This window comes from Micromonospora sp. WMMD956, from assembly GCF_029626125.1.
GTDB classification, from domain to species: Bacteria; Actinomycetota; Actinomycetes; order Mycobacteriales; family Micromonosporaceae; genus Micromonospora; species Micromonospora carbonacea.
The window spans coordinates 6,588,105-6,610,808 of the sequence record NZ_JARUBI010000005.1 but is presented as its reverse complement, the minus strand read 5'-3'; the positions used below and the strand labels follow the sequence as shown (position 1 = coordinate 6,610,808).

General features: G+C 74.2%; 23 protein-coding genes. 11 read left to right on the top strand and 12 right to left on the bottom strand.

Features of this window, described 5'->3' with window-relative positions; all coding sequences use genetic code 11:
• Position 1: 1 nt before the first annotated feature.
• The 3 genes from O7628_RS28700 to O7628_RS28690 form a co-directional block, all read right to left on the bottom strand.
• On the bottom strand, positions 2-601 hold the full coding sequence (locus O7628_RS28700; protein ID WP_219825125.1) for a nitroreductase family protein: 600 nt from the start codon (positions 599-601) through the stop codon (positions 2-4).
• Positions 602-781: 180 nt separating this feature from the next.
• A complete protein-coding gene (locus O7628_RS28695; RefSeq protein WP_278135355.1) occupies positions 782-1,900 on the bottom strand; it encodes a glutamate--cysteine ligase in 1,119 nt (372 codons plus the stop codon).
• A gap of 50 nt (positions 1,901-1,950) precedes the next feature.
• On the bottom strand, positions 1,951-3,117 hold the full coding sequence (locus O7628_RS28690) for a M20/M25/M40 family metallo-hydrolase (RefSeq protein ID WP_178065374.1): 1,167 nt from the start codon (positions 3,115-3,117) through the stop codon (positions 1,951-1,953).
• Between the two features lie 237 nt (positions 3,118-3,354).
• Here O7628_RS28690 and O7628_RS28685 point away from each other — a divergent pair, with 237 nt between their 5' ends.
• On the top strand, positions 3,355-3,900 hold the full coding sequence (locus O7628_RS28685; RefSeq protein WP_278135352.1) for a peroxidase-related enzyme: 546 nt from the start codon (positions 3,355-3,357) through the stop codon (positions 3,898-3,900).
• A gap of 58 nt (positions 3,901-3,958) precedes the next feature.
• On the opposite strand, the gene O7628_RS28680 is transcribed toward O7628_RS28685, so the two are convergent.
• A complete protein-coding gene (locus O7628_RS28680) occupies positions 3,959-4,891 on the bottom strand; it encodes a hypothetical protein (protein WP_278135350.1) in 933 nt (310 codons plus the stop codon).
• A 116-nt stretch (positions 4,892-5,007) separates the two neighbouring features.
• On the opposite strand from O7628_RS28680, the gene O7628_RS28675 reads away from it, so the two are divergent.
• Complete coding sequence (locus tag O7628_RS28675; protein WP_278135348.1) at positions 5,008-5,853, top strand: maleylpyruvate isomerase family mycothiol-dependent enzyme; 846 nt, start codon at positions 5,008-5,010, stop codon at positions 5,851-5,853.
• A gap of 173 nt (positions 5,854-6,026) precedes the next feature.
• Positions 6,027-7,208, top strand: coding sequence for an acyl-CoA dehydrogenase family protein (locus tag O7628_RS28670; protein WP_074476340.1), 1,182 nt, complete (start codon positions 6,027-6,029; stop codon positions 7,206-7,208).
• A gap of 56 nt (positions 7,209-7,264) precedes the next feature.
• Here the strand turns inward: O7628_RS28670 and O7628_RS28665 are convergent, their stop codons facing one another.
• Positions 7,265-8,839 carry an FMN-binding glutamate synthase family protein gene (locus O7628_RS28665; protein ID WP_278135344.1) on the bottom strand — a complete coding sequence of 525 codons (1,575 nt, stop codon included), beginning with the start codon at positions 8,837-8,839 and terminating at the stop codon, positions 7,265-7,267.
• 153 nt (positions 8,840-8,992) lie between these two features.
• Here O7628_RS28665 and O7628_RS28660 point away from each other — a divergent pair, with 153 nt between their 5' ends.
• From O7628_RS28660 to O7628_RS28645, 4 genes are read left to right on the top strand one after another with little or no spacing between them, the layout of a single operon-like run.
• The gene (locus tag O7628_RS28660; RefSeq protein WP_278135342.1) at positions 8,993-9,409 is read left to right on the top strand and encodes a TOBE domain-containing protein; all 417 of its coding nucleotides are present in this window, start codon (positions 8,993-8,995) and stop codon (positions 9,407-9,409) included.
• Positions 9,410-9,450: 41 nt separating this feature from the next.
• A complete protein-coding gene (gene modA, locus O7628_RS28655; RefSeq protein WP_278136433.1) occupies positions 9,451-10,197 on the top strand; it encodes a molybdate ABC transporter substrate-binding protein in 747 nt (248 codons plus the stop codon).
• A gap of 6 nt (positions 10,198-10,203) precedes the next feature.
• Positions 10,204-11,025 carry an ABC transporter permease gene (locus O7628_RS28650; RefSeq protein ID WP_278135340.1) on the top strand — a complete coding sequence of 274 codons (822 nt, stop codon included), beginning with the start codon at positions 10,204-10,206 and terminating at the stop codon, positions 11,023-11,025.
• A complete protein-coding gene (locus O7628_RS28645) occupies positions 11,022-12,116 on the top strand; it encodes an ABC transporter ATP-binding protein (RefSeq protein WP_278135338.1) in 1,095 nt (364 codons plus the stop codon). Before O7628_RS28650 ends, O7628_RS28645 begins: the two co-directional genes overlap by 4 nt.
• A 13-nt stretch (positions 12,117-12,129) precedes the next feature.
• Here the strand turns inward: O7628_RS28645 and O7628_RS28640 are convergent, their stop codons facing one another.
• Positions 12,130-12,675 (bottom strand): MarR family transcriptional regulator, encoded by a 546-nt coding sequence (locus O7628_RS28640; RefSeq protein WP_278135336.1) that lies wholly within the window; start codon positions 12,673-12,675, stop codon positions 12,130-12,132.
• 150 nt (positions 12,676-12,825) lie between these two features.
• Positions 12,826-13,959: an N-acetylmuramoyl-L-alanine amidase gene (locus O7628_RS28635; protein WP_278135334.1), complete on the bottom strand. Its 1,134-nt coding sequence runs from the start codon at positions 13,957-13,959 to the stop codon at positions 12,826-12,828.
• A gap of 320 nt (positions 13,960-14,279) precedes the next feature.
• Between O7628_RS28635 and O7628_RS28630 the strand changes: the two genes are divergently transcribed.
• The 3 genes from O7628_RS28630 to O7628_RS28620 all read left to right on the top strand — a co-directional run bounded on the left by O7628_RS28630 (position 14,280) and on the right by O7628_RS28620 (position 17,773).
• The gene (locus O7628_RS28630) at positions 14,280-15,974 is read left to right on the top strand and encodes a serine/threonine protein kinase (protein ID WP_278135332.1); all 1,695 of its coding nucleotides are present in this window, start codon (positions 14,280-14,282) and stop codon (positions 15,972-15,974) included.
• 37 nt (positions 15,975-16,011) lie between these two features.
• The gene (locus O7628_RS28625; protein ID WP_278135330.1) at positions 16,012-16,737 is read left to right on the top strand and encodes a hypothetical protein; all 726 of its coding nucleotides are present in this window, start codon (positions 16,012-16,014) and stop codon (positions 16,735-16,737) included.
• A gap of 88 nt (positions 16,738-16,825) precedes the next feature.
• On the top strand, positions 16,826-17,773 hold the full coding sequence (locus O7628_RS28620) for a hypothetical protein (protein WP_278135328.1): 948 nt from the start codon (positions 16,826-16,828) through the stop codon (positions 17,771-17,773).
• 15 nt (positions 17,774-17,788) lie between these two features.
• Here O7628_RS28620 and O7628_RS28615 read toward each other — a convergent pair whose 3' ends face one another.
• The 5 genes from O7628_RS28615 to O7628_RS28595 form a co-directional block, all read right to left on the bottom strand.
• A complete protein-coding gene (locus O7628_RS28615) occupies positions 17,789-18,193 on the bottom strand; it encodes a YchJ family metal-binding protein (protein WP_278135327.1) in 405 nt (134 codons plus the stop codon).
• A gap of 71 nt (positions 18,194-18,264) precedes the next feature.
• Positions 18,265-18,924 (bottom strand): C39 family peptidase, encoded by a 660-nt coding sequence (locus O7628_RS28610; RefSeq protein ID WP_278135325.1) that lies wholly within the window; start codon positions 18,922-18,924, stop codon positions 18,265-18,267.
• Between the two features lie 316 nt (positions 18,925-19,240).
• Complete coding sequence (locus O7628_RS28605; RefSeq protein WP_278135323.1) at positions 19,241-20,350, bottom strand: magnesium and cobalt transport protein CorA; 1,110 nt, start codon at positions 20,348-20,350, stop codon at positions 19,241-19,243.
• Positions 20,351-20,413: 63 nt separating this feature from the next.
• A complete protein-coding gene (locus O7628_RS28600; RefSeq protein WP_278135321.1) occupies positions 20,414-21,037 on the bottom strand; it encodes a class F sortase in 624 nt (207 codons plus the stop codon).
• 76 nt (positions 21,038-21,113) lie between these two features.
• A complete protein-coding gene (locus O7628_RS28595; protein ID WP_278135319.1) occupies positions 21,114-21,599 on the bottom strand; it encodes a hypothetical protein in 486 nt (161 codons plus the stop codon).
• A 196-nt stretch (positions 21,600-21,795) separates the two neighbouring features.
• Here O7628_RS28595 and O7628_RS28590 point away from each other — a divergent pair, with 196 nt between their 5' ends.
• Positions 21,796-22,689 carry an aldo/keto reductase gene (locus tag O7628_RS28590; RefSeq protein ID WP_278135317.1) on the top strand — a complete coding sequence of 298 codons (894 nt, stop codon included), beginning with the start codon at positions 21,796-21,798 and terminating at the stop codon, positions 22,687-22,689.
• Positions 22,690-22,704 lie beyond the last annotated feature (15 nt).

Genomic DNA, 22,704 nt, shown 5'->3' with positions numbered 1-22,704 from the left:
TCTACCGCAGGACCATGACCTCCGACAGCGCCTTGCGGGTCAGCTGCGGCACGGTGACCCCCTCGGCCGGGTAGCCGACCGGCATCACCAGGCAGGCGCGCTCCTCGGCCGGGCGGTCGCAGATCTCGTTGAGGAACCGCATCGGGCTGGGCGTGTGGGTGAGCGTGGCCAGCCCGGACAGGTGCAGGGCGGTGATCAGCACGCCGACGGCGATGCCGACCGACTCCTTGACGTAGTAGGGCTTCGGGGTCTGCGGCCCCTGGTGCACCTCGAACACGACGATGACCACCGGGGCGGTCTCCAGGAACGGCTTCTGCCAGTCGGTGCCCATCGGGGCCACCGCGTCGAGCCACTCCCGGGACGCGCGGCGGGTGTAGAACTCGATCTCCTCGGCCTCGGCGGCCTCGCGCAGCCGCCGCTTGCGGTCGGCGTCGGTCACCACCACGAACCGCCAGGGTTGCAGGTTGGCGCCGCTGGGGGCGGTCGCGGCGGCCCGGACGGCCTCCTCGACGACCTCCAGCGGCACCGGCTCGTCGGAGAAGTGCCGCACCGACCGGCGGGCCGCCATCCGGTCGGCGAACGCCCGGGCGGTGCGGTTCATCAGCGTGGGTTCCAGCCGGTCCAGGTGGAACGGGGTGGTCGCGATCTGGTCCATGAACGGCCTCCATCAGCAGGTCGGGGCCCCTCCAGCATCACCCACGGCACCCGCCGCCGGTTGTGCGCGATTGCCCAGATCCGGGCGGTCCGACCGGGGGACCGGCCGCCGGTCACTCGGCGCAGGTCAGCCCGCCGTCCACTCCGCCAGCCGGTCGACGACGTCGGCGAGCGTCCCGCCGGCGCGCACGACCGCCCGCTGCCGCCGCGCCCCGGTGCCGTCGGCGTCGAGCTGCTCCAGCCACCGCGCGACGGCGTCGTGGTCGCCGTGGGCGCGCAGCGCCGGCTCCACCGTGGCCAGCAGCTCGCGGGCCAGCTCGGCCGCCGGGCGCAGCCGGCCCGTGCGCGGGTCCAGGCCCGCGCCGGCCAGGCCGTCGCGGGCGGCCCGCCAGTAGGCCACCCGCAGCAGCTCCCCGGCGACGTGCGGGGCGGGCTCGCCGGCGTCCACCGCCGCCGTCAGGTGCGCCACGAGCGCCCGCACCAGCGCCGCGTAGCGCGCCGCGTCCTCGGCGGTGAGGGCCGAGTCGGCCACCCGGACCTCCAGGGTCGGGTGCCGCTCCGAGGGGCGGACGTCCCAGAAGATGGTGGCCCGGTCGACGAGGGCGCCGGCGTCCAGCAACCGCCCGACCACCTCGTCGTAGTGCGCCGCCGAGTCGAACACCGGCGGCGGGCCGGCCACCGGCCACCGGCCCCAGACCGTGGTGCGCCAGCTCGCGTAGCCGGAGTCGCGGCCGTCCCAGTACGGCGAGTTCGCCGTGAGGGTCAGCAGCAGCGGAAGGTAGGGCCGCAGGTGGTTGCCGACCAGCACGGCCCGGTCCCGGTCCGGCAGCTCCACGTGCACGTGCAGCGCGCACAGCGCCAGCTCGTCGTGCAGCCCCCGGAAGGTCTCGGCGCCCCGGGTCTGGCGCGGGCCGACGGTCATCGGCGGGGGCACCGCCCCGGCGACGGGGGCCGTGCCGGTGGCCACCACCCGCAGCCCCGCCGCTTGGGCGCAGTCCGCGACGACCTTGCGGGCCTCGCCGAGCTGGTCGGTCAGCTCGCCGAGGGTGCCGCAGGCGTGGGTCCTGGTCTCCAGTTGCAGTGTGGTGATCTCCCCGGACACCCGCTCACCGAGCGACGTCGACGCCGCCGCGACGACCTCGGCGGCCCGGGGCGCCGGGGCCCGGGTGACGGCGTCGACGACGAGGAACTCCTCCTCCACCCCGAAGCGGGGCGGGGCCGGGTGCCGGCCTGTGGTGCTGCTCATGACACACCATTATGGACGGTGGGCGGGCCCGTGGCCAGCAGCGACGCGCCTCACAGGCGCGCGGGCACGCCCCGGGCCGCGGGGGCCGGGCCCCGCCGCTGCCGAGTGAGTACCCCGGCGACGGTCGCGGCGAGCAGGGCGGCCCGGTCGGGCAGTTGGCTCACGTCCACCCACTCGCTGCGGGCATGCGACCCGCCGCCCACCCCGCCCAGGCCGTCGAGGGTGGCCACGCCCAGCGAGCCGGTGAAGTTCGCGTCGGACGCGCCGGCGGCGTGCGCGGCCTCCAGCGGCGGCAGGCCCAGCTCGCGGCCCGCCCGCCGGGCGACCTCCAGCAGCGGCATCGCCACCGCCTCCTGCAACGGGTAGCGGTTGATCCCGCCACCCACCACGAGCGCGGCCTCGGCCAGCTGCGGGGTCAGCGCGTGGATCTGCCGGTCCACCCGGTCGAGCTCCTCGCGGGTCCAGGCGCGCACGTCGACGCAGAACGTCGCCGACTCGGGCACCTGGTTGCTGATGCTGCCGGCGCTGAGCACCGTCGGGGTGACGCTGGTGCCCTCGGCGGCGAACGCCCGCACGGCGAGGACCTGGTGGGCCAGCTCGACGGCCGCGTTCACCCCCCGGTGCGGCTCCACGCCGGCGTGCGCGGCCCGGCCGCGCACGGTGATCTCGTACCGCGAACCGCCCTTGCGGGCGACCTTCAGCGCGCCGGTCTCCGTGGCCGGCTCGCAGACCAGCACCGCCCGCGACCGCCGGGCCTGCTGCTCGATCAGCGGCCGGGACGTCGGCGACCCGCTCTCCTCGTCGCAGGTCAGCAGCACCCCCACCCGGGAGGGGTCGGGCAGCAGGGACAGCGCGGTCACCAGCTGGACGATGCCGGACTTCATGTCGCACACCCCGGGCCCGGTGGCGACGTGCTCGGCGAGCGCGAAGGGCCAGTCCCGCGTGGTGCCCTCCGGCCACACCGTGTCGTAGTGCCCCAGCAGCAGCACCCGCTGGTCCTCGGCCTGCCAGAGCAGGTGCGGCAGCCCGTCGCGGGTGACCCGCACGGCTGGCCGGCCCAGCAGCGGGCTGATCCAGCTCTCCAGCAGGTCGGCGCAGGCGTGCAGGCGTCGCACCGCCCCGGGCGGGGATTCGGCGTGCACGAGTTGACGAAGTCGGTCCACCATGGTCCCGGACTGCGCCCGGGCCCCCTGCCGTATGTGCGTCGTGTCGACCATGGTGCCGATCGTGGCAGCGGCTGCTGCGCAGCGGCAATACGCATCCGTGCCCTGCTCGTCGCCCTCCGTGTCGGCCCAGGTGCCGGCCCCGGGCACGGCATTCTCGAAGAGCCCGCGGGCCGCGGGCGCCGGCCGCAGTGGGCACGGTCGAAGAAGCGGACGGGCGGCGGGGCCGGCACCATGCGCAGCAGGACCGCGTCGCCGCCGGCCGCGGCCTGTCACGCCGAGGAGAGACACGTGGCACACATCGATCTGGGCCTGGACGAGACGCAGTACCCGGGCATCAGCGGGCTGATGCGCTATCGGCCGGAGACCGCCGTGGCGCTCAACGCCCTGGCCGAGGCGCTGCTGCACGCCCCGCACCCCACCCTCAGCGCCGGCGAGCGGGAGCTGATCGCCGCGTACGTCTCCGGGCTCAACGAGTGCACGTTCTGCTGCTCGTCGCACTCGGCGTTCGCCGCCGCCCAGCTCGACGGGGGCATGCCGCTGGTGACCCAGGTCCGGGTGGACCCGGACACCGCGGAGGTCTCCGCGAAGCTGCGCGGCCTGCTGCGGATCGCCGCCGCGGTCCAGGCGAGCGGCCGTGACGTGAGCGCCGCGCTGGTCGACGCGGCCCGCGCCGAGGGCGCGACCGACCTGGAGATCCACGACACGGTGCTGATCGCGGCCGCGTTCTGCATGTTCAACCGCTACGTCGACGGGCTCGGCACCCGGCTTCCGGAGGACCCGTCGGCCTACACCGAGACCGCGCAGCGGATCAAGGTCGGCGGGTACGTCGGCTAGGTCCGGGTGGCCCCGGCCCGGCGGGCGCGGGCCCGCGCCCGCCGGCACGACCGGCGGCCTAACCGTTGTACGGCATGGTGGGGAACCAGCCGTAGCCGAACATGGCGGGCAGCCGCACGTCCCAGTAGACGACCATGAACACGCCGAGCGCGATCAGCAGCGCCCCGGTGACCGCGGCCGTCCGCGCCGGGCTGGCGGCGAGCCACTGCACGAACCGGCCCCGGGTGACCACGATGACCAGCGCGAACAGCGCGGCGACGATGGCGATGTTGCCCAGCGACTGGAGCACGAACGCGCCCGCGCCGTAGAGCGGGTTGCCGGTGTCCACCGCCCAGTGGAACAGCTTGTTGAACAGCGGGTACGGCCGGCCGATGAGGAACCCGCCGACGAGCGCGCCGAGCACCACGACCCGGGCGACCGGGCGGTGCGCGAACGGGTCCGGCAGCGTGCCGAGGGCGGCCAGGCCGAGGTAGACGAAGGCGAGGCCGATCACGCCGAAGACGACCATCGACTGGACCAGGCGCACCGGCAGCCCGCCGACGGTGCCGGTGGACAGCTGCGGCAGCCGGTCGCCGAGCAGCACGCCCACGAAGCCGTACGTCGCGGCGACCGCCACCATCCCGACGGTGAGCCAGCCGACCGGCCGCAGCAGGACGCGCAGCCCGGCCCGGGTCGCCCCCGCCCCGCCGGCCTGGCTCATCGGGCCGACCGCGGCCGCCATCGCGATGTTGCACGCCGTGAACGTGCCGGCCAGGCCGGAGACGAAGGCGAAGACCAGGCCCGCGACGGTGCCACCGATGGCGGTGCTCTTCGCGTCGTGGCCCAGCAGGGTGTTGGCGACGTTGTCGCCGATCACGTGGTCGACGAACTCGTACGACCACAGCACCGCCAGCAGGACTCCCGCCGCGACGCCGCCCAGGACGATCCCGCGCGAGCGCGGGTGGGTGCGCGCGGAGAGGTGGACCGCGCGTCCTCTTTCGGTGACTGCCATGGATGGATTGTGGGGACGGGTGACCGCATCGGCTTCTTCGAGGTTGCCCGATCCGCCCCGGCAGGACGGCAACCTCGAACAAGTGTTCGCGCGCCGGCATCCTCCATCGTGGACACATGTCGGTCAACCCGCACCAGTGGCGTCGCGTCCGCGCCTCCGTGCCCGTCGTCCTCGGGCGGCTGCTCGACCTCGTCGACGACGCCCCGCCCGAGAGGCCCGCCACCGCGCACTGGACGGTGGCGGACACCATGGCCCACCTGTGCGGGGTCGCCGCGATGGGCCTAGCCCTGGTCCGGGGCGCGCCGCCGGACCTGCCGGTGCCCGACCTGCTCGAACTGCGCCGGCGCACCACGGTCGACACGATCTCGGTGATGAACGCCGAGGTGCTGCGGCACTTCACCGAGCGGCGGCTGCCGGCGCTGGCCGACCGGCTGCGCGCCGACGTCGAGGAGGTGCTGCGGGCGGTCGACGAGGCCGGTCCGGAGCACGAGGTGTCCTGGCTCGGCGGGGCCCGGCTGCCGGTCACCGGCCTGCTGGCCCACCTGCTCAACGAGCTGAACCTGCACGCCTGGGACATCGCCCGGGCGGTCGGCCGGCGCTGGGTCGTCGATCCCGCCGACGCGGCGCTCTTCGTCGACCTGTTCATGGTGGACATGACCCGCCGCGGCTACGGCCGGCTGCTGGACCGCGACGGCCCGGTGCATCCGGGGACCGTCTCGGTGAACTTCCGGCACCGCTTCGGCCCCGAGGTGACGATGGCCCTGGCCGACGGCCGGGTGACGGTGGCGCCGACCGAGCCCCGTCCGGACGTCCGGCTCTCCTTCGACCCGGCCGTGTTCACCCTGATGCTGTTCGGCCGGGTGTCCCGGCCGCGCGCGGTCCTCTCCCGCAAGCTCTGGGTCGGCGGCCGCCGACCCTGGCTGCTGCCGGTCTTCCTGCGCACCATGCGCCTGCCGTCCTGACCTGCGCGGCCGCCCCGCCGAACCCGGTGCGGGGCGGCCGCGCCGGCCGGCTGGCGGCCGGGCCGGCGGCGAACGGCGGGGGCGCAACACGGAAGAAGTGCCCGCACGGCGACGGGTGCGACCGTGGGACGGACAAGGTCCACAAGACCGGAGAGCCTTCCCAAGGAGGACTGGTGACTGTAACCGAAACCCCGACGCGCGAGGAGATCCTCAGCCGCGTCGCCAAGGCCGAGCCGGTGCTGCGGGAGCACGTGGCCTGGTCGGAGGAGAATCGCCGCCTGCACGAGGCGACAGTCGAGGCGATGGCCGAGGCGGGCATCTTCCGGATGCGGGTGCCCAAGCGCTACGGCGGCTACGAGTGCGACGGCGCGACGCTGGTCGAGGTCGGCGCGGCCCTGGGCCGCATCGACGCCTCCGTGGCCTGGGTCGCGATGGTGAACTGGATCCCCACCTACCTGGTCTGCATGTTCCCCGACGCGGTGCAGGACGAGGTCTTCTCGACCCCCGACGTGCGGGTCTGCGGGACCAACGCCCCCAAGGGCACGATGGTGCCGGTCGAGGGCGGCTACCTCCTCAACGGGCGGTGGCCCTTCGTCAGCGGCGCGCACCACGCGCACTGGATGGAGGCGGCGGCCGTGATCCTGCGCGACGGCGCCGAGCCGGAGCCGGTGATGACCATGGTGCCGATGTCCGACATGGAGCTCGTCGACGACTGGCACACCACCGGGCTGCGCGGCTCGGGCAGCATCACGACGGTGGCCACCGACGTCTTCCTGCCCGCCGAGCGGGTCATCCCGCTGGGCGCGGCGCTCGCCCCGAACACGCTGTCGGAGACCAACCGGAACATCCCGATCTATTCGACCCCGGCCACGCTGGTCGCCGCGGTCTCCGGGGTCGGCATGCTGGTGGGGATCGCCAAGGCGGCGTGGGACACCTTCTTCGACCGGCTGCCCGACCGGAAGATCATCTACACCGACTACCCGAGCCAGGCGGAGGCCCCGCTGACCCACCTGCGGGTCGGGGCCGCCGCCCACAAGATCGACCAGGCGATGTTCCACGCCCGGCGGATCGCCGAGGTCGTCGACCACAAGGCGTTCAGCGGCGAGGCGTGGACGGTCGAGGAGCGGGTCCGGGTGCGCGCCGACCAGGGCGAGGCGGCCCGGCTGGCCAAGGAGGTCGCCGACACCTTCCAGATGGCCAGCGGCGGCACCTCCATCTACACCGACGTGCCGATCCAGCGCATCGTGCGGGACATCACCTCCGCCGCGCTGCACGGCCTCGTCGTCCCCGACGTCAACACCGAGCTGTACGGCCGGGTGCTGTGCGGGCTGGAGCCCAACACCCTCTACATGTGACGCCTGAGCGCCGCGCCGCCGCCCCCACCGCCGCCGCTGGGGGCGGCGGCGCGGCGTCAGCCCACGGCGGTGGGGGAGGGCGTCGCGGTGCCGCCCCGGGGTGCCCGCGGGGTCATCAGCCGGACGATCTCCGCCCGGTCGGCCGCCGAGGGCAGGCCCCAGTCGGGACGGTAGCCGTACACCTCGCGCAGCGGTGTGGCCGAGGTGCGTCCGTCGAGGATCTCCACCGAGTCGGCGTCGATCAGCCCGGGGTGCTCCACCCCGCACGCCTCGGCGACCCGCACCAGGTCCCGGCGCAGGGTCCGCAGGTAGTTCGCCGCCCGCACCGACTTGCGCGCCGGGTCCAGGCCCCGGGCCAGCCACGGGTGCTGCGTCGCCACCCCGGTCGGGCAGGTGTCGGTGTGGCACTTCTGGGCCTGGATGCAGCCGATCGCCAGCATTGCCTCCCGGCCCACGTTGACCATGTCGCAGCCGAGGGCGAACGCCACCACGGCGTTGTCCGGCAGGCCCAGCTTGCCGCCGCCGACGAACACCACCTGCTCGTGCAGCCCCCGCTCGGCGAAGACCCGGTAGACCCGGGAGAAGCCCTGCTGGAACGGCAGCGACACCGAGTCCGTGAAGATCAGCGGGGCGGCGCCGGTGCCCCCCTCGCCGCCGTCGACGGTGACGAAGTCGACGCCCCGGCCGGTGTCGCGCATCAGGTCTGCCAGCTCCGCCCAGAAGCCGAGGTCGCCGACGGCGGACTTGATCCCCACCGGCAGGCCGGTCTCGGCGGCCAGCAGCTCGACCCAGTCCAGCAGGCTGTCGCAGTCGGAGAACTCGGCGTGCCGGGACGGGCTGACGCAGTCGCGCCCCTGCGGGACGCCCCGGGTCGCGGCGATCTCCGCCGACACCTTCGCCCCCGGCAGCAGCCCGCCGAGGCTCGGCTTCGCGCCCTGGCTCAGCTTCACCTCCAGCGCCCGCACCGGCGCGCCGGCGACCAGGTCCCTGAGCCGGGCCAGGTCGAACCGGCCGCGCGCGTCGCGGCAGCCGAAGTAGGCCGTGCCGAGCTGGAACACCAGCTCCCCGCCGCGCCGGTGGTACGGCGACAGGCCGCCCTCGCCGGTGTTGTGCAGGCAGCCGGCCAGGGCCGCGCCCCGGTTGAGCGCCGCCACGGCGTTGCCCGACAGCGAGCCGAAGCTCATCCCGGAGATGTTGACCACCGACTCCGGCCGGAACGCCCGCGCCCGCCCCCGGGCCGCCCCGAGCACCTTGGCGCAGGGCAGCCGCACCTCCTGACCCGCCGTCGGCGTCGACGGCGGCACGGCCCGGCCGAACGTGCGGTGCTTGATGATCGGATAGCCGGCCGTGTACTCGATGTCGTTGTCCGTGCCGAACCCGAAGTAGTTGTTCTCCTGCTTCGCCGACGCGTACACCCAGCGCCGCTGGTCGCGGGTGAACGGCCGCTCCTCGTTGTTGCCGGCGACGATGTACTGCCGCAGCTCCGGGCCGAGCGACTCCAGCAGGTACCGGGTCCGCCCCAGCACGGGGAAGTTGCGCAGCAGGGCGTGGTCGCGTTGCAGGACGTCGCGGGCGGCGAGGGCCGCGACGGCGGCGGCGACGGCGGGTACGGCTCGGCGGGCCCATCTCATGCCGCCAGTCTCCCCGCACCCGCCGCCCGCCGCACGGCTCGACCAGGCCACGCCTCTCATCGCACCTGCCGCCGTCGGGAGCCGATCCGGCCTGTGGATGCCAGGGGGTTGGACGCCATCGACCTCGCAGATGCGGCACGGTATGCTGCCGGCGTGGCGATGTTCCGGATCGGCGAGGCCGCCGAGCTGCTCGGCGTCAGCACCGACACGGTGCGGCGCTGGGTCGACGCCGGCCGCCTCGCCGCCACCCGCGACGCGCAGGGCCACCGGGTGCTCGACGGCGTGGACCTGGCCGCGTTCGTCCGGGCCGCGGCGGCCACGCCCGAGGAGCACGCCGAGCTCTCCTCGGCGCGCAACCGGCTGCGCGGCATCGTCACCGCCGTGGTCAAGGACACCGTCATGGCCCAGGTCGACATCCAGGCCGGGCCGTTCCGGGTCGTGTCGCTGATGAGCCGGGAGGCGGTCGACGACCTGGGCCTCGAGGTCGGCGCGCTCGCCGTCGCGGTGATCAAGTCGACGACGGTCGTGGTGGAGCGGCCGACCGCTGCGAAAGGCAGGACCGGCACGTGACCGCAGCGACGACCCGCACCGCCCTCGCCGGGGCGTTCGCAATGGCCCTCGCCCTCGCCGGCTGCGTCGGCGGGGCCGACCAGCCGGGGGAGGGCGGCGACGGGGTGCGCGGCCCGGTCACCGTCCTCGCGGCGGCGTCGCTGACGGAGGCGTTCACCCGGCTCGGCGACGAGTTCGAGGCCGCCCACCCGGGCACCACCGTCACGTTCGGCTTCGCCGGCAGCGCGGCCCTCGCCACCCAGGTCAACCAGGGCGCCCCCGCCGACGTGTTCGCCGCCGCGTCCCCGGCCACCATGCGCCCGGTCACCGACGCCGGCAACGCCGTCGACGCCCCGGCCACCTTCGCCCGCAACCAGCTGGTCATCGCCGTGCCGGAGGGCAACCCGGGGCGCGTCGGCGCGCTGGCCGACCTGACCCGGCCCGGGGTGAAGGTGGCGCTCTGCGCCGAGCAGGTGCCCTGCGGCGCGGCGGCCCGCACCGCCCTGGCCGCCGCCGGAGTGGCGCTCACCCCGGTCACCCTCGAATCCGACGTCAAGGGCGCGCTGGCCAAGGTCCGCCTCGGCGAGGTCGACGCCGCGCTGGTCTACCGCACCGACGCCACCGCCGCCGCGTCCCAGGTGGACGCCGTGGAGTTTGCCGAGTCGGCCCGGGCCGTCAACGACTACCCGATCGTCGTGCTGCGGCAGGCCGGCAACCCGACGGCCGCGCGGGCCTTCGTCGCGTACGTGCTGTCCGAGCGGGGCCGGGCCGCGCTGGCCGCCGCCGGGTTCCAGCCGCCCCGGGCCTGACCGCCGGTGGTACGCCCGCCCGCCCCGGCCCCGCGCCGCCGTGTCCCCCGCCGGCAGGCGCCCCTCGCCCTGTTCGTCCCCGCCGGCCTCGGGCTGGCGTTCCTCGTGCTGCCCCTGGCCGGGCTGCTCGCCCGAGCCCCGTGGGCCACCCTGCCGCAACGGCTCGCCGCGCCGGGCGTGCTCACCGCGCTGCGGCTGTCCCTGCTGACCGCCACCGGAGCGACACTGCTCTGCCTCGTCCTCGGCGTACCCCTGGCCTGGGTGTTGGCGCGGGTGCGGTTCCCCGGCCGGCGGCTGGTGCGGGCGCTGGTCACCGTGCCGCTGGTGCTGCCGCCGGTGGTCGGCGGCGTGGCCCTGCTGCTGGTCTTCGGCCGCCGGGGCCCGCTCGGCGGCTGGCTCGACGCCACCCTCGGCGTCACCCTGCCGTTCACCACCGCCGGGGTGGTCCTCGCCGAGGCGTTCGTGGCCATGCCGTTCCTGGTCATCGCCGTCGAGGGCGCGTTGCGCGCCGCCGACGCCCGCTACGAGGAGGCCGCCGCGACCCTGGGCGCGGGCCGGTGGGTGACGTTCACCCACGTCACCCTGCCGCTGGTCGCCCCCGGGGTGGCGGCCGGCGCGGTGCTGTGCTGGGCCCGTGCCCTCGGCGAGTTCGGCGCGACGATCACCTTCGCCGGCAACTTCCCGGGCCGCACCCAGACCATGCCGCTGGCCGTCTACCTGGCCCTGGAGACCGACCTGGAGGCCGCCATCGTGCTGAGCCTGGTGCTGCTCACCGTCTCCGTGGCGATCCTCGCCGGCCTGCGCGACCGCTGGGTCACCGGCCCGTGACCGCCGCCGGGCCGCGCCGCCGCGCGGCCGGGACGCCGCTGCTCGACGCCCACCTCGTCGCCGACCGGGGCGGATTCCACTTGGACGTGGCGCTGCGGGTGGGCGCGGGGGAGGTGGTCGCGCTGCTCGGGCCCAACGGCGCGGGCAAGACCACCGCGCTGCGCGCCCTCGCCGGCCTGCACCCGCTGACGGCCGGGCATCTCACCCTCGACGGGGTGGACCTCGACCGTCCCGACGGGCGGGTGTGGGTCCCGCCCGAGCGCCGCCCGGTCGGCGTCGTCTTCCAGGACTACCTGCTCTTCCCGCACCTGAGCGCCCGCGACAACGTCGCCTTCGGCCCCCGGCGGCGCGGCGCGGACCGGCGCGCCGCCCGCGCCCTGGCCGACGCCTGGCTGGACCGGGTCGGCCTCGCCGGCGTCGCCCGCCGCCGGCCCCGGCAGCTCTCCGGCGGGCAGGCCCAGCGGGTGGCGCTGGCCCGGGCCCTCGCCGTGGAGCCGACCCTGCTGCTGCTCGACGAGCCGCTCGCCGCCCTCGACGCCCGCACCCGGGTGGACACCCGCGCCGAGCTGCACCGCCACCTCGGCGCGCACCCCGGCGCGACCGTGCTGGTCACCCACGACCCGCTCGACGCGCTGGTGCTCGCCGACCGGCTGGTCATCGTGGAGGGCGGCCGGGTGGTCCAGGAGGGGGACGCGGCGGCCGTCACCGCCCGCCCGCGCACCGACTACGTCGCCCGCCTGGTGGGGCTGAACCTGCACCGGGGCCACGCCGACGGCCACCGGGTGCAGGTCGGTCCGCTGGCCCTGACCGCCGTCGACCGCGTCGTGGGCGAGGCGTTCGTCGCGTTCCCGCCCGCCGCCGTCGCCCTGCACCCCGCCCGGCCCGACGGCAGCCCCCGCAACACCTGGCCCGCCACCGTGGTGGGGGTGCAGCGGCACGGGGACCGCCTGCGGGTCGAGCTGGGCGGGCCGCTGCCGGTCTCCGCCGACGTCACCCCGGCGGCCGCCGCCGCGCTGCGGCTGCGCCCCGGCCAGCAGGTTTGGGTGGCGGTGAAGGCCGCCGAGACCCGCGCGTACCCGGTGGGTTCCTGAGCCGGGCGGCGGCTCAGGCGGTTGACGCCTGCGCTCCGGTCGACCCGTGGCCGGCGCGCTGCCGCGGGGCGCGCTCCCGCGCGGCCGGCCGGCCGTGGCACCACTGCCGCTCCGGCGTCTCGCCCGCCGCGACCGCGAACGCGGTCAGGGCCGCGACCGCCTCCGGGCACCAGTGCGCGGCCGTCTCCGCGACGATGCGGGACAGCGCCTCCCGCCGCCGGCGGAACACCTCGTCGACCAGAGCGGCCCCCGCCGTGCTCAGCCGCAGCCGCACCACCCGGCGGTCGTTGGTCGAGCGGTCCCGCCGGAGGAGGCCCTTGGCGGCCAACCGGTCGCACATCCGGGTGCCCGCCGAGGGGGCCACGCCGAGCTCCGCGGCGATTTCCGCCGCGCGCTGCGGTCCCCGCACGGCCAGGACGACCAGCGTGCGGAGCTGCGACAGGGTGATCTCCGGGCCGGTCCCGGCCAGCGACCGGGTGGCCAGCCCGACGAGTGCGCCGCTGGCGGCCAGGAGCGCCGCCACGGCCTCGCCCTCGATGCCCGGCGGTGGATCGGCCATGGGTGGACCTCCGGCTGCGGTTCGGGCGGCAGGACGCCATCATGGCAGCAATTGATCCGTTTTGCGCAGTGACAGGCCGGAATGCGCGCCCCCTGCGGGTCCGACGTCGCCGGGCGGGTCGGCCGTCGCCGGCCCGCCCGGCCGGGCTCGTCAGGGCCGCCGGAACGACTGCCGGACCACTCCGCCGACGATCGCGCACCACGTGCCCGTGTCGACCCTGCCGTGGGGCGGAAGGTTGTGCAGCCGCTGCACGTCCTGCACGGCGCGGCGGGTGGCGTGGTCGAACTCGCCGGTCACCGCCACGTCGGCGTAGCCCTTCGCGTTGAGGATGAACTGCGCCCCGCTGACCGGCGCGCCGCTGGCGCTGCGGTCCAGTTCGGGGGCGAGGGTCTCCCAGGTGGGCGCGGTGAGGGTGGCGTCCACGTCGACGGGGATGCCGTTGCGGGCCTGCCAGTCCTGCACGGCGGCGACGGTGGCGGCGTCGAAGGTGCTGTCGAGGGGCACCGCGTAGCCCCGGTGGGTGAGCAGGTACTGCACCACCCGCACCGAGGGGGAGCTGACGAACCGCCACAGGTCCGGCCAGCGCCGGGCCGGCACGTCGCCGTAGCGGGTGCCCAGCTCGCGGTAGACCCGCCGGCGCAGTTCGGGGAACTGCCGGTAGAACGCCGCGCCCGGGCACAAGGTGGTGCGGAAGTCCCAGTGGCCGAAGATGTCGTGGGCGTGCAGGCCGTACTGCCGGCCGATCGTGGCGCAGAGCCTGACCAGCGAGTCCAGCAGCGCCTCCGGCGGGGTCTCGTCGACGTACGTGCCCTCGTTCTCGATGCCGATGGCGCGCCCGTTCTCGCCCGGGCAATGCGCCGAGACCATCTGCCGGTCGCCGGCGGTCAGCCGTTCCAGGCTGCCGTGCCGGCCCTCCAGCACGTAGCCGCCGCGGCTGACGGTGAAGTGCTGGCCGGTGTCCGACCAGCCGTTGCCGTCCATGTGCAGGTCCTGGCAGTCCCGGGCCAGCTTCACGGCCTGCTCGCGGGAGTAGTCGGTGACGTTCGGGAACGCCATGTGGTGCACGATGATCTTGTTGGTGGCGATCTCGCTGACCGAGAGGGGATCGGCCGGCGGCCGGGCGCCCCACTCGTCGCAGCCGATGACCCAGTCGAGGTCCGGGCCGGACGCCGCCCGCGCGGAGGCGGGGGACGCGAGCTGCGTGCCGACGACGGCGACCGTGGCCGCGCCGAGCCCGGCCCGCAACAGGGTGCGGCGGTCGAGCTCCGGATGGTCGAAGTGCATGGCATCTCCTCTGTGGCCGACGACGGCGCGTGAGTGAAAAGGAGCTCCAGGGGCAGTGTGTGATGTGGAGGATATTGCCAAGCCGGGTCGGCGCGCCAGGGGGCAACCGACGACCCGCCGCCGGACTATTGCACCTAGTGTCCTAGGATGCCTTACGCGGCGTGGCTCACGCCACCCCCTCACACCCGACCACAGGACGAGAAAGACCCGAGGAAGCAACCGATGCGCCGATGGCCCACTGGACGACGCCGGTCACAATGAGCGGCGTCGGATTCGGGTGTGTCGGGCCAGCGGCCCGGGGGAGCGGTGGAGACCGTCGAATGAGCGCCAACAGCTGGCTGGTGTCCGGCTACACCGAGGTCCGTGAGTTGGGCTCGGGAGCATCCGGCCGGGTGGTGCTGGCCACCCACGACGCGACCGGCACCCCGGTCGCCGTGAAGTACCTCGTCGGTGGGCTCGGCGGTGACCCGTCGTTCCGTGAGTCCTTCCGCGCCGAGGCCCGCCTGCTGGCCGACATCGACGACCCGCACATCTCCCGCCTCTACGAGTACGTCGAGTCGCCCACCGGCGCGGCGATCGTCATGGAGCTGGTCAACGGCGTCTCGCTGCGGCAGATGCTGCGCGCGAACGGGCCGACCGGGCCGGAGGCGGCGCTCTGCGTCCTCAAGGGATCGCTGGCGGGCCTGGCGGCCGCGCATGCCCGGGGCGTGGTGCACCGTGACTACAAGCCGGAGAACGTGCTGGTCACCGCGCAGGGGGAGAGCAAGCTCGCCGACTTCGGCATCGCCATGCCGATCGGCGGGGAGTCGACCACCATCGTCAGCGGCACGCCGCGCTACATGGCGCCGGAGCAGTGGACCGGCGCGGCGGCGGCGCCGGCGTGCGACATCTACGCGGCGACGGCGACCTTCTTCGAGTGCCTGACGGGCCGTCCCCCGTACGACGGGCGGAGCCTGTTGGCCCTGCGGGACCAGCACGCCAGCGCGCCGGTTCCCACCGATCCGGCTCCGCCGCCGGTGCACGAGCTGCTGCGCCGGGGGATGGCCAAGCGGCCCGACGAGCGGCCGCAGCCGGCGCAGGTCTTCCTCGGGGTGCTGGAGCAGATCGCGGGTGGGGCGTACGGGCCGGACTGGGAGGAGCGCGGGATACGGGAGCTGGCCCGGCGGGCCGCCTTGTTGGCGGTGTTGTTCCCGTTCCCGGAGTCCTCGGGCGGCGGCACGAGCGTGGCGAGCACGGTTCTCGGGTCGGATGCCGGGTTCGGCACCCGTCGGGAGATCCGCACCGGCCGGCGGATGCGGACGGGGCGGGCCCGTACGGCCCTGGTCGGCGGGGCGCTGGTGACGGCGGTGCTGGTCGGCGGCGTCGGTTATCAGTACGCCTCGGATGCGGAGCCGGACGTGGCCGCGCCGGTGGACGCCGGTGGGCCGGCCGGGGCGGCGACGCCGGTGTCGGGTGGCGGGTCGGAGTCGGCGGCGCCGGAGGTCACGGTGGGTCCGTCGGGTGGCACCCCGACGCCCGCGCCGACGTCGGCGAGTCCGACGGTGGCGGCTCCGACCACGGGTGCGCCGGCCACGACGCGTCCGCCGTCGCCGACGGGCCGGCCCACCAGGACGGCGTCGCCTACCGCCAGTCCGAGTGTGAGCACGTCGTCGCCGCCGTCGGATGTCACCGCGCCGTCGGTGGGGTCGCCGAGCACGGCGTTGACGACGTTGGAGCCGGAGGGCTGCAAGTACGGGCCGAGGTCGACGTCGGTGACGGTGAGTGTGACCGACGACCGTTCGGTGGCGGGGGAGCTGCGGGTGTCGTTCCGGTACACGGTGGGTCGGGTGTCCGCGTCGGTGGGCATGGCGTCGGTGGGGAAGGACGTCTTCCAGGGGACGTTGGGTCCGTTCGCGATGCCGGAGGCGGCGGTGCGCATTCCGGTGTCGGTCACGGCGGTGGATGCTGCGGGCAATTCGGCCGGGCCGGTCGGGCCGGTGTACGTGAGTCTTCAGCCGTTCTGTACGCCGGGTTGATCGCGGTGGTGTCGGCGAGGTTGACGGAGGGGCGGCGTTGAGTAGTCCGAACGAGCCGACGGCGGCGGTGCCGGGCGTGGGTGCGGCGGGTGGGGTGGAGCCGACCGTGGGGCTGGGGCGCACCGTGGATCTGGGTCGGACGGTGGATGCGGGGCGGACGCAGGTGTTCGGGGCGGGTCCGGAGGCGACGGTGGCGGGTCCGGCGTCGTCGCGTACGGTCGGCGCTTCCACGGAGCCTGCGGTCACGGTCGCGCCGGGTGGCGAGACGCGGTTCGGTCCGGGGGTGCCGGTGGGGCCGCCGGTGGCGCCGGCGTGGCCGCAGCCGGGTTCGGGGCCGGGGGTGCGGTCGCGGCCGGTGTGGCGTCGGCTGGTGTCGGTGCTGTCCACTCTGCTGACGGTGGTGCTGCTGGTGGTCGTGGGGTTGTTCCTGTGGCAGCGGTTGAGTCCGTTGGAGATCGAGGGGGTCACGGTCGCGGTGGTCGAGCCGGCGGGGAGCCGGTGTGACGTGACGGTGGATGTGGTGGCGACGGTGCGGACGAACGGTAACGCGGGCACGATCCGTTACCAGTGGCTGCGTTCGGGTTCGCCGCCGGGTGCGCTGGTCAGTGAGCGGGTCGGTCGGGGGCAGCGGTCGGTGGGTCTGCCGTTGAGGTGGTCGTTCACGGGTGTGGGGTCGGCGCGGGAGACGGCGACGGTCAACATCGTGGAGCCGTCGGTGACGCAGGCGGGTACGGAGGTGCGGTACGCCTGTCGTGGTCGTTGAGGGCCGGGTCGGGGTGCCGTTTCCGCGCGGGTGGGTCAGGGTAGGGCGACGGGTTTGTCGGCTGTCCCTGGTGTGAAGGATCTGTGCGATGAGAGACGACTTCGGTGACGCGGTGGGTGACGTGCTGCGGGCGGTGCTGCTTTTCCTGCCCAGGGCGGTGGGGTTCGTGGTGGTCCTGGTGGTCGGCTGGTTGGTGGCCAAGGCGGCGGTGCGGGTGGTGGGCAGGGTGTTGGCGCGGGTCGGGTTCGACCGGGCGGTGGAGCGTGGGGGGATCAAGGCGGCGTTGGCGCGGTCGCCGTACGACGCGAGTGACGTCGTGGCGAAGCTGGCGTACTACGGGGTGCTGTTGGTGACGTTGCATGTGGCGTTCGGTCTGTGGGGGCCGAATCCGATCTCGGATCTGATCGCGGCGGTGGTGGCGTGGTTGCCGAGGGCGTTCGTGGCGATCGTGATCGTGGTGGTGGCGGCTGCTATCGCCCGGGCGGTGAAGGACATCATCAGCAGCGCGTTGGGTGGGTTGTCGTACGGGCGGGTGCTGGCGGGCGTGGCGTCGGTGTTCATCGTGGGGTTGGGGGTGATCGCGGCGCTGAATCAGGTGGGTGTGGCGACGGCGGTGACGACGCCGGTGCTGGTGGCGGTGCTGGCGACGGTGGGCGGGATTCTGGTGGTGGGTGTCGGTGGTGGGTTGGTGCGTCCGATGCAGAGTCGGTGGGAGTCGTGGTTGAGCCGGGCGGAGCGGGAGTCGCGGGTGGTGGCGGCGCATGCGCGGGCGTATCGGGCGGGGCGGCGGGATGTGGCGGAGCGGTTGGCGGCGGAGGCTCCGCCGGTGGCCGGGGATGCCGATCGCACGCAGGTGGTGCCCCGGGTGGGTGAGGAGTCGGAGGTGACGCAGCCGGTGGGTTCGTTCGGGGGGTCGGAGGTGACGCAGCCGGTGCCGCCGTTGGGGCAGGGTTCCGGGGGGCTTGGGGCGGTGGTGGATGACGGGGAGGCGACGGTGGTGATTCGTCGGCCGGACGGGGGCGGCGTCGGCCGGTGAGGTGGGGTGGTTGGTTCAGTCCGGTTGTGCGTCGAGGTAGACCCAGCGGCCGTGTTCGCGGGTGAAGCGGCTGTGTTCGGTGAGGGTCGCGGGGCGGCCGGCTTGTCGGTAGTGGGCTTGGAAGGTGACGGTGCCGGTGTTGTCGAGTAGGCCGCCTCGGTCGGTGTGGAGGATGTCGAGTCGGGTCCACCGTTGGCCGGGTTCGGGGTGCAGGCGGCGGGGGCGGGTGGAGGTGTGCCAGCTGCGTAGCAGGTAGGCGGTGTCGCCGAGGGCGTAGGCGGTGTATCGGGAGCGCATGAGTGCTTCGGCGGTGGCGGCGTCGGCGTGGCCTCGGTGGAGTTTGCCGCAGCAGTCGGGGTAGGGCTGGCCGGTGCCGCAGGGGCAGGGGTCGGTTGCCGGGTTGCGGTGTCGTTTGGCCACGTGGTCATCCTGCCGTAGGGCATTGGATAGGGCCGGCCCCGGTGGGGCCGGCCCGTTCTGGTGGTTGCGGGTCAGGAGGTGGCGTAGCCGCGGGTGGCGATCCAGTCGGCGAGGTGGTCGACGGTGATCCAGTAGCTGGCCTGGTCGGGGTTGGCCGAGTCGGCGATCTTGACGGTGTGGCCGTTGTCGCGGTAGCCGACGACGCTGATGTAGTGGCCGCCCTCGAAGGAGTGGGTGACGCCGTCGGTGTCGGTGGTGGTGCCGGCGATGTTGGCGACGACTGCGCGGCCGTTGTCGACGGTGCGGACGATGTCGGCCCGCAGGGTGTCGGTCTGCTTGTCGTCGGCCTTGTTGGTGCGGATCTCGACGCTGCGGTAGGCGTCGGCCTTGCCGGTCTCCTTGTTGAGCACGGGGGTGATGTCGTTGATGGAGTCGGTGCCGGCCTCGGTGGTGCCCATCTCCTTGGCCATGGTGTCCACGTCGATGTTCTTGCCCTGCACGCTCAGCGCGTTGCGCGCCGCCGCCGGGCCACAGTAGAAGAAGTTGGGCTGCGCCTCGTAGCGCACGTCCAGCTGACGCTCACCCGCCGGCCGACGCTCCGCCTGCACCGACGCGGCAACCCGCTCCGCGGGAGCGGCCTGCGCGGCCAGCGCCGGCCCGGCGATCCCACCGGCGGTCGCAGCGATTCCGGCAACGGTCAGAGCGGTACGACGAATCAGATCGGTACGCATAACGGCGACTCCTCTGCTCGGGGGAGAAGACACGACGCCGTCCGGGGCGTCGCGGGAAGGATCCGGGGGATGCGCACCCGGCGGCCGGGGGGCCTGCTCGGGGCGTCGGGAGGGTGTAACGACCCCGGCCCGTCCGCCATTCCCCGGCCCGGGGTCCGGGCTCACGGGGCGGGGCTGAGCGGGGGGTCGACCGGGCGGCGGAGCCTCGGTCGCATGCCGGTTACAACGCCCCCGCCCCGGGCCCGATTCCGCCGTCGCGGTGACCCGGGCCACGGGACGCGACGGGGCGAACCGGGCATCGGCCCGGGGTGGGGTGTCAGAGCCAGCCGGAGCGGCGGAAGAGTCGGTGCAGGGTCAGGGCGGCGGTGGCCATGAGCAGGAGTGCGCCGGCGTAGCCGTAGCGCCAGTGCAGTTCGGGCATGTGGGTGAAGTTCATGCCGTAGATGCCGGCGACGGCGGTTTGGGTGGCGGCGATGGCGGCCCATGCGGCGATCTTGCGCATGTCGTTGTTCTGTTCGACGGCCAGTTGTGCCAGTCGGGACTGCAGGATCGAGTTGAGCAGGTCGTCGTAGGCGTTGACGCGGTCGACTGCGCGGGCGAGGTCGCCGTCGACGTCGGTGAACCAGCGGCGTAGGGCTGGGGGTGGGCCGTCGTCGGTGGGTCCGGCGAGGGTGCGCAGGGGCGCCTGTGCGGGGAGCACGGCGCGTTTGAGTTCGACGATTTCTCGTTTGAGTTGGTAGATGTGCGCGATGTCGGCGGTGCGGTCGCGGGCGAAGACGGTTTCTTCGAGTCGTTCGAGGTCTGTTTCGACGTGGTGGGCGACGTCGAGGTACTGGTCGACCATGCGGGCGCAGATGGCGTACGCCACGGCCCAGGGGCCTTCGGTGAGGAGGGCGCGGCGTTGTTGGAGGTGGTGGCGGACGGTGGTGAGTGCGCCGGGTGCGCCGTGGCGGACGGTGACGACGAACCGGTCGCCGATGAAGATCATGATGTCGCCGGTGTCGACGACCTCGGAGGTGTCGGTCAGTTCGGTGTGTTCGACGTATGCGGCGGTGCGGAGGACGAGCAGGGTGGTGTCGTCGTGGCGTTGCAGGGTGGGTCGGTGTCCGGCGGTGAGGGCCTGGGCGATGTGGAGGTCGTCGAGGCCGAAGGTGTGTCCGACGGCGGTCATGACGGCGGGGGTGGGGTCGTGCAGGCCGAGCCAGACGAAGGCGCGCCGGTTGCGGCGGCTGTGGTGGTGGGCGTCGGTGTAGTGGGGGCGGCCGGGTTGGCGTTGGCCGTTGACGTAGACGGCGCAGTCGACGACGGCGTCGGGGTTGGTGGGGTGGGTGGCCGGTGGTGTGGTGGGGGTGGGGCGGCGTAGGGCGCGTCGGAGCAGGGTGGGCAGGGTGGTGCGCCACCGGGTCGTGGGGGGTCGTTGGTCCACCGGTCACCTCCGCTTCGCGGGGACTCCCGGCAACCGTAGGGGATCTTCGGTCGTGGTGGTGGGTCAGGGCACGGCGGTGGCGAAGACGACGATGTTGTCGGGGTAGGTGTGGTGGCGTTCGTCGAAGCGGCCGCCGCAGGTGATGAGGCGGAGTTGGGGGGTGGGGCTGGGGCCGTAGACGAGGGCGGTGGGGAATCGGGTCTTGGGGTAGGTGGCGGTGCGGTCGACGGTGAAGGTGGCGGTGCGGTGGTCGGCGCGGGTGATGTGGATGGGGTCGCCGGGTCTGAGTCGGCCGAGGTCGAAGAAGACGGCGGGGCCGGTCTCGCGGGAGTCGACGTGTCCGACGATGACGGCGTTGCCGGCTTCGCCGGGGCTGACGCCGGGGCGGTACCAGCCGGTGGTGGCGGGTGGGCCGGCTGGGGGGACTTCGAGTTGGCCGTGGGGGTCGGCGGCGACGGGGACGATGTCGGCGTGGACGTCGATGGTGGGGATGGTGATGCGCAGGGGGGTGGCGTGGGGCAGGGGTGGGGCGGGTGCGGTGGTGCGGGTGGTGGCGGCGGTGGGGTCGGGTGGGGCGGGTCGTGGGGTGTGGGTGGTGGCGGCGGTGGTGATGAGGCCGAGTCCGGCGGCGGCGGTGAGGGTGGTCAGTGCGATGGCGGCCCGGGTGGTGTGGTGGGGGGCTGCCATGGGGTGTCTCCTGTCGGGCCGGTGGGGGTGCCCGCGTCGGTGGTGGCCGGCGCGGGCACCCGTGGTTGGGGTGGTTTCAGGCCGGTGCGGCGGTGCGGCGGCGTCGGCGGCGGGTCAGGATGAGTGCGCTGGTGGTGGCGGCGGCGAGGAGGGTGCTGCCGGTGGCGAGCAGGCCGGTGGCGTCGGTGTCGGTGCCGGTGCCGGCGGGTGCGGCGCCGATCGGGGTGACGGTGAAGGTGGCGCTGCCGGAGGTGCTGCCGTCGCCGCAGGTGGCGGTGACCGTGTAGGTGCCGAGGGTGAATCCGGCGGTGAAGAGTTCGGCGCTGAGTCCGCCGCCGGCGGCGGCGGTGGTGGATCGGACGTTCTGGTCCCGGTCGGGGCCGGTGACGTGGAAGAGCGCGTCGCCGGATTTCGGGTTGCAGGTGGAGGTGAGCACGACGGTGCCGCCGACCGGGGTGGTCGCGGGTGAGACTGTGGTGTCGGCGAGGGCGGCGGCGGGGAGCAGGAGTGTGCCGAGGCCCGCGCCGAGCGCTGCCGATCCGAGAATTGACTGTGCCTTCATACGCGTCTTCCCTCACTTTTCGTCCGCTGTCGCGTGGGACGTCGTTCGGGTGGCCAACTCCGTGTGTAGCACCGGTGTGTCCCACCCTAGGAGGGTTGGGTCCCCGATCAGGTGGGATTGAGAATTCTTCGTTGCTGTCGTGTGGCGGCGGTGGTGGGGCGGTGTGGGTGGCCCTGCCCGTGCCATGATCGTGATCATGGATACGGGGACGGTTGCCGCGGGTGCGGCGGGCACGTGGCGGCTGGGTGATCTGACGGTCAACCGGATGGGTCTGGGCGCGATGCGGCTGACGGGGGCGGGGCAGGGGCGGCCCGGTGATCGGGGGCGGGCGGTCGGGGTGCTGCGCCGGGCGGTGGAGTTGGGGGTGAACCACATCGACACGGCGGCGTTCTACTTCTCGGCGTTGCGGTCGGCGAACGAGTTGATCAACACGGCTCTCGCGCCGTACCCGGAGGATCTGGTGATCGCGACGAAGGTCGGGCCGGGCAAGGACGCGTCGGGAGAGTGGCTGCCGTTGGCGCGGCCCGAGCAGTTGCGGGGGCAGGTGGAGGAGAACCTGCGGCAGTTGGGCCGTGACCACCTGGACCTGGTGTATCTGCGGCAGGCGGGCCTGGAGTCGGTGGCGGAGCATTTCGGGGCGTTGGCCGAGCTGCGCGAGGCGGGCCTGATCCGGCACCTGGGCATCTCCAACGTGCGTCCGCATCATCTGCCGCAGGCGCAGGCCGTCGCGCCGGTGGTGAGTGTGCAGAACGCGTACGGGCTGGGGTTCCGGTCGGGGCACGACCAGTTCGTGCGGGACTGCGCCGCGCAGGGGGTGGCGTACGTGCCGTTCTTCTCCCTGGCGACGACGGGCCGGGAGGCGGGCGTGAGTGGTGCGGAGCACGCGGAGGTCCGGGCGGTCGCCGCCGCGCACGGGGTGTCGGCGGTGCAGGTGCGGCTGGCGTGGACGCTGCGGCGGGGCCCGAACGTGTTGGCGATTCCGGGCACGGGTGATCCCGATCATCTGGTGGCGAACGTCGCGGCGGCGTCGTTGCGGTTGACCGACGAGGACCTGGCCCGCCTGGAGGTCGCGCACCGGCGCGGGCAGTGACCGGGGTGTCGTCCG

What these genes read in the sequence shown, in the direction of transcription:
- O7628_RS28680 (WP_278135350.1), bottom strand. Translation starts at nt 4,891, where the DNA reads ATGGCAGTCACCGAAAGAGGACGCGCGGTCCACCTCTCCGCGCGCACC.
- O7628_RS28675 (WP_278135348.1), top strand. Translation starts at nt 5,008, where the DNA reads ATGTCGGTCAACCCGCACCAGTGGCGTCGCGTCCGCGCCTCCGTGCCC.
- modA (WP_278136433.1), top strand. Translation starts at nt 9,451, where the DNA reads ATGGCCCTCGCCCTCGCCGGCTGCGTCGGCGGGGCCGACCAGCCGGGG.
- O7628_RS28690 (WP_178065374.1), bottom strand. Translation starts at nt 3,117, where the DNA reads ATGGTCGACACGACGCACATACGGCAGGGGGCCCGGGCGCAGTCCGGG.
- O7628_RS28630 (WP_278135332.1), top strand. Translation starts at nt 14,280, where the DNA reads ATGAGCGCCAACAGCTGGCTGGTGTCCGGCTACACCGAGGTCCGTGAG.
- O7628_RS28695 (WP_278135355.1), bottom strand. Translation starts at nt 1,900, where the DNA reads ATGAGCAGCACCACAGGCCGGCACCCGGCCCCGCCCCGCTTCGGGGTG.
- O7628_RS28620 (WP_278135328.1), top strand. Translation starts at nt 16,826, where the DNA reads ATGAGAGACGACTTCGGTGACGCGGTGGGTGACGTGCTGCGGGCGGTG.
- O7628_RS28595 (WP_278135319.1), bottom strand. Translation starts at nt 21,599, where the DNA reads ATGAAGGCACAGTCAATTCTCGGATCGGCAGCGCTCGGCGCGGGCCTC.
- O7628_RS28590 (WP_278135317.1), top strand. Translation starts at nt 21,796, where the DNA reads ATGGATACGGGGACGGTTGCCGCGGGTGCGGCGGGCACGTGGCGGCTG.
- O7628_RS28635 (WP_278135334.1), bottom strand. Translation starts at nt 13,959, where the DNA reads ATGCACTTCGACCATCCGGAGCTCGACCGCCGCACCCTGTTGCGGGCC.
- O7628_RS28640 (WP_278135336.1), bottom strand. Translation starts at nt 12,675, where the DNA reads ATGGCCGATCCACCGCCGGGCATCGAGGGCGAGGCCGTGGCGGCGCTC.
- O7628_RS28600 (WP_278135321.1), bottom strand. Translation starts at nt 21,037, where the DNA reads ATGGCAGCCCCCCACCACACCACCCGGGCCGCCATCGCACTGACCACC.
- O7628_RS28665 (WP_278135344.1), bottom strand. Translation starts at nt 8,839, where the DNA reads ATGAGATGGGCCCGCCGAGCCGTACCCGCCGTCGCCGCCGCCGTCGCG.
- O7628_RS28700 (WP_219825125.1), bottom strand. Translation starts at nt 601, where the DNA reads ATGAACCGCACCGCCCGGGCGTTCGCCGACCGGATGGCGGCCCGCCGG.
- O7628_RS28610 (WP_278135325.1), bottom strand. Translation starts at nt 18,924, where the DNA reads ATGCGTACCGATCTGATTCGTCGTACCGCTCTGACCGTTGCCGGAATC.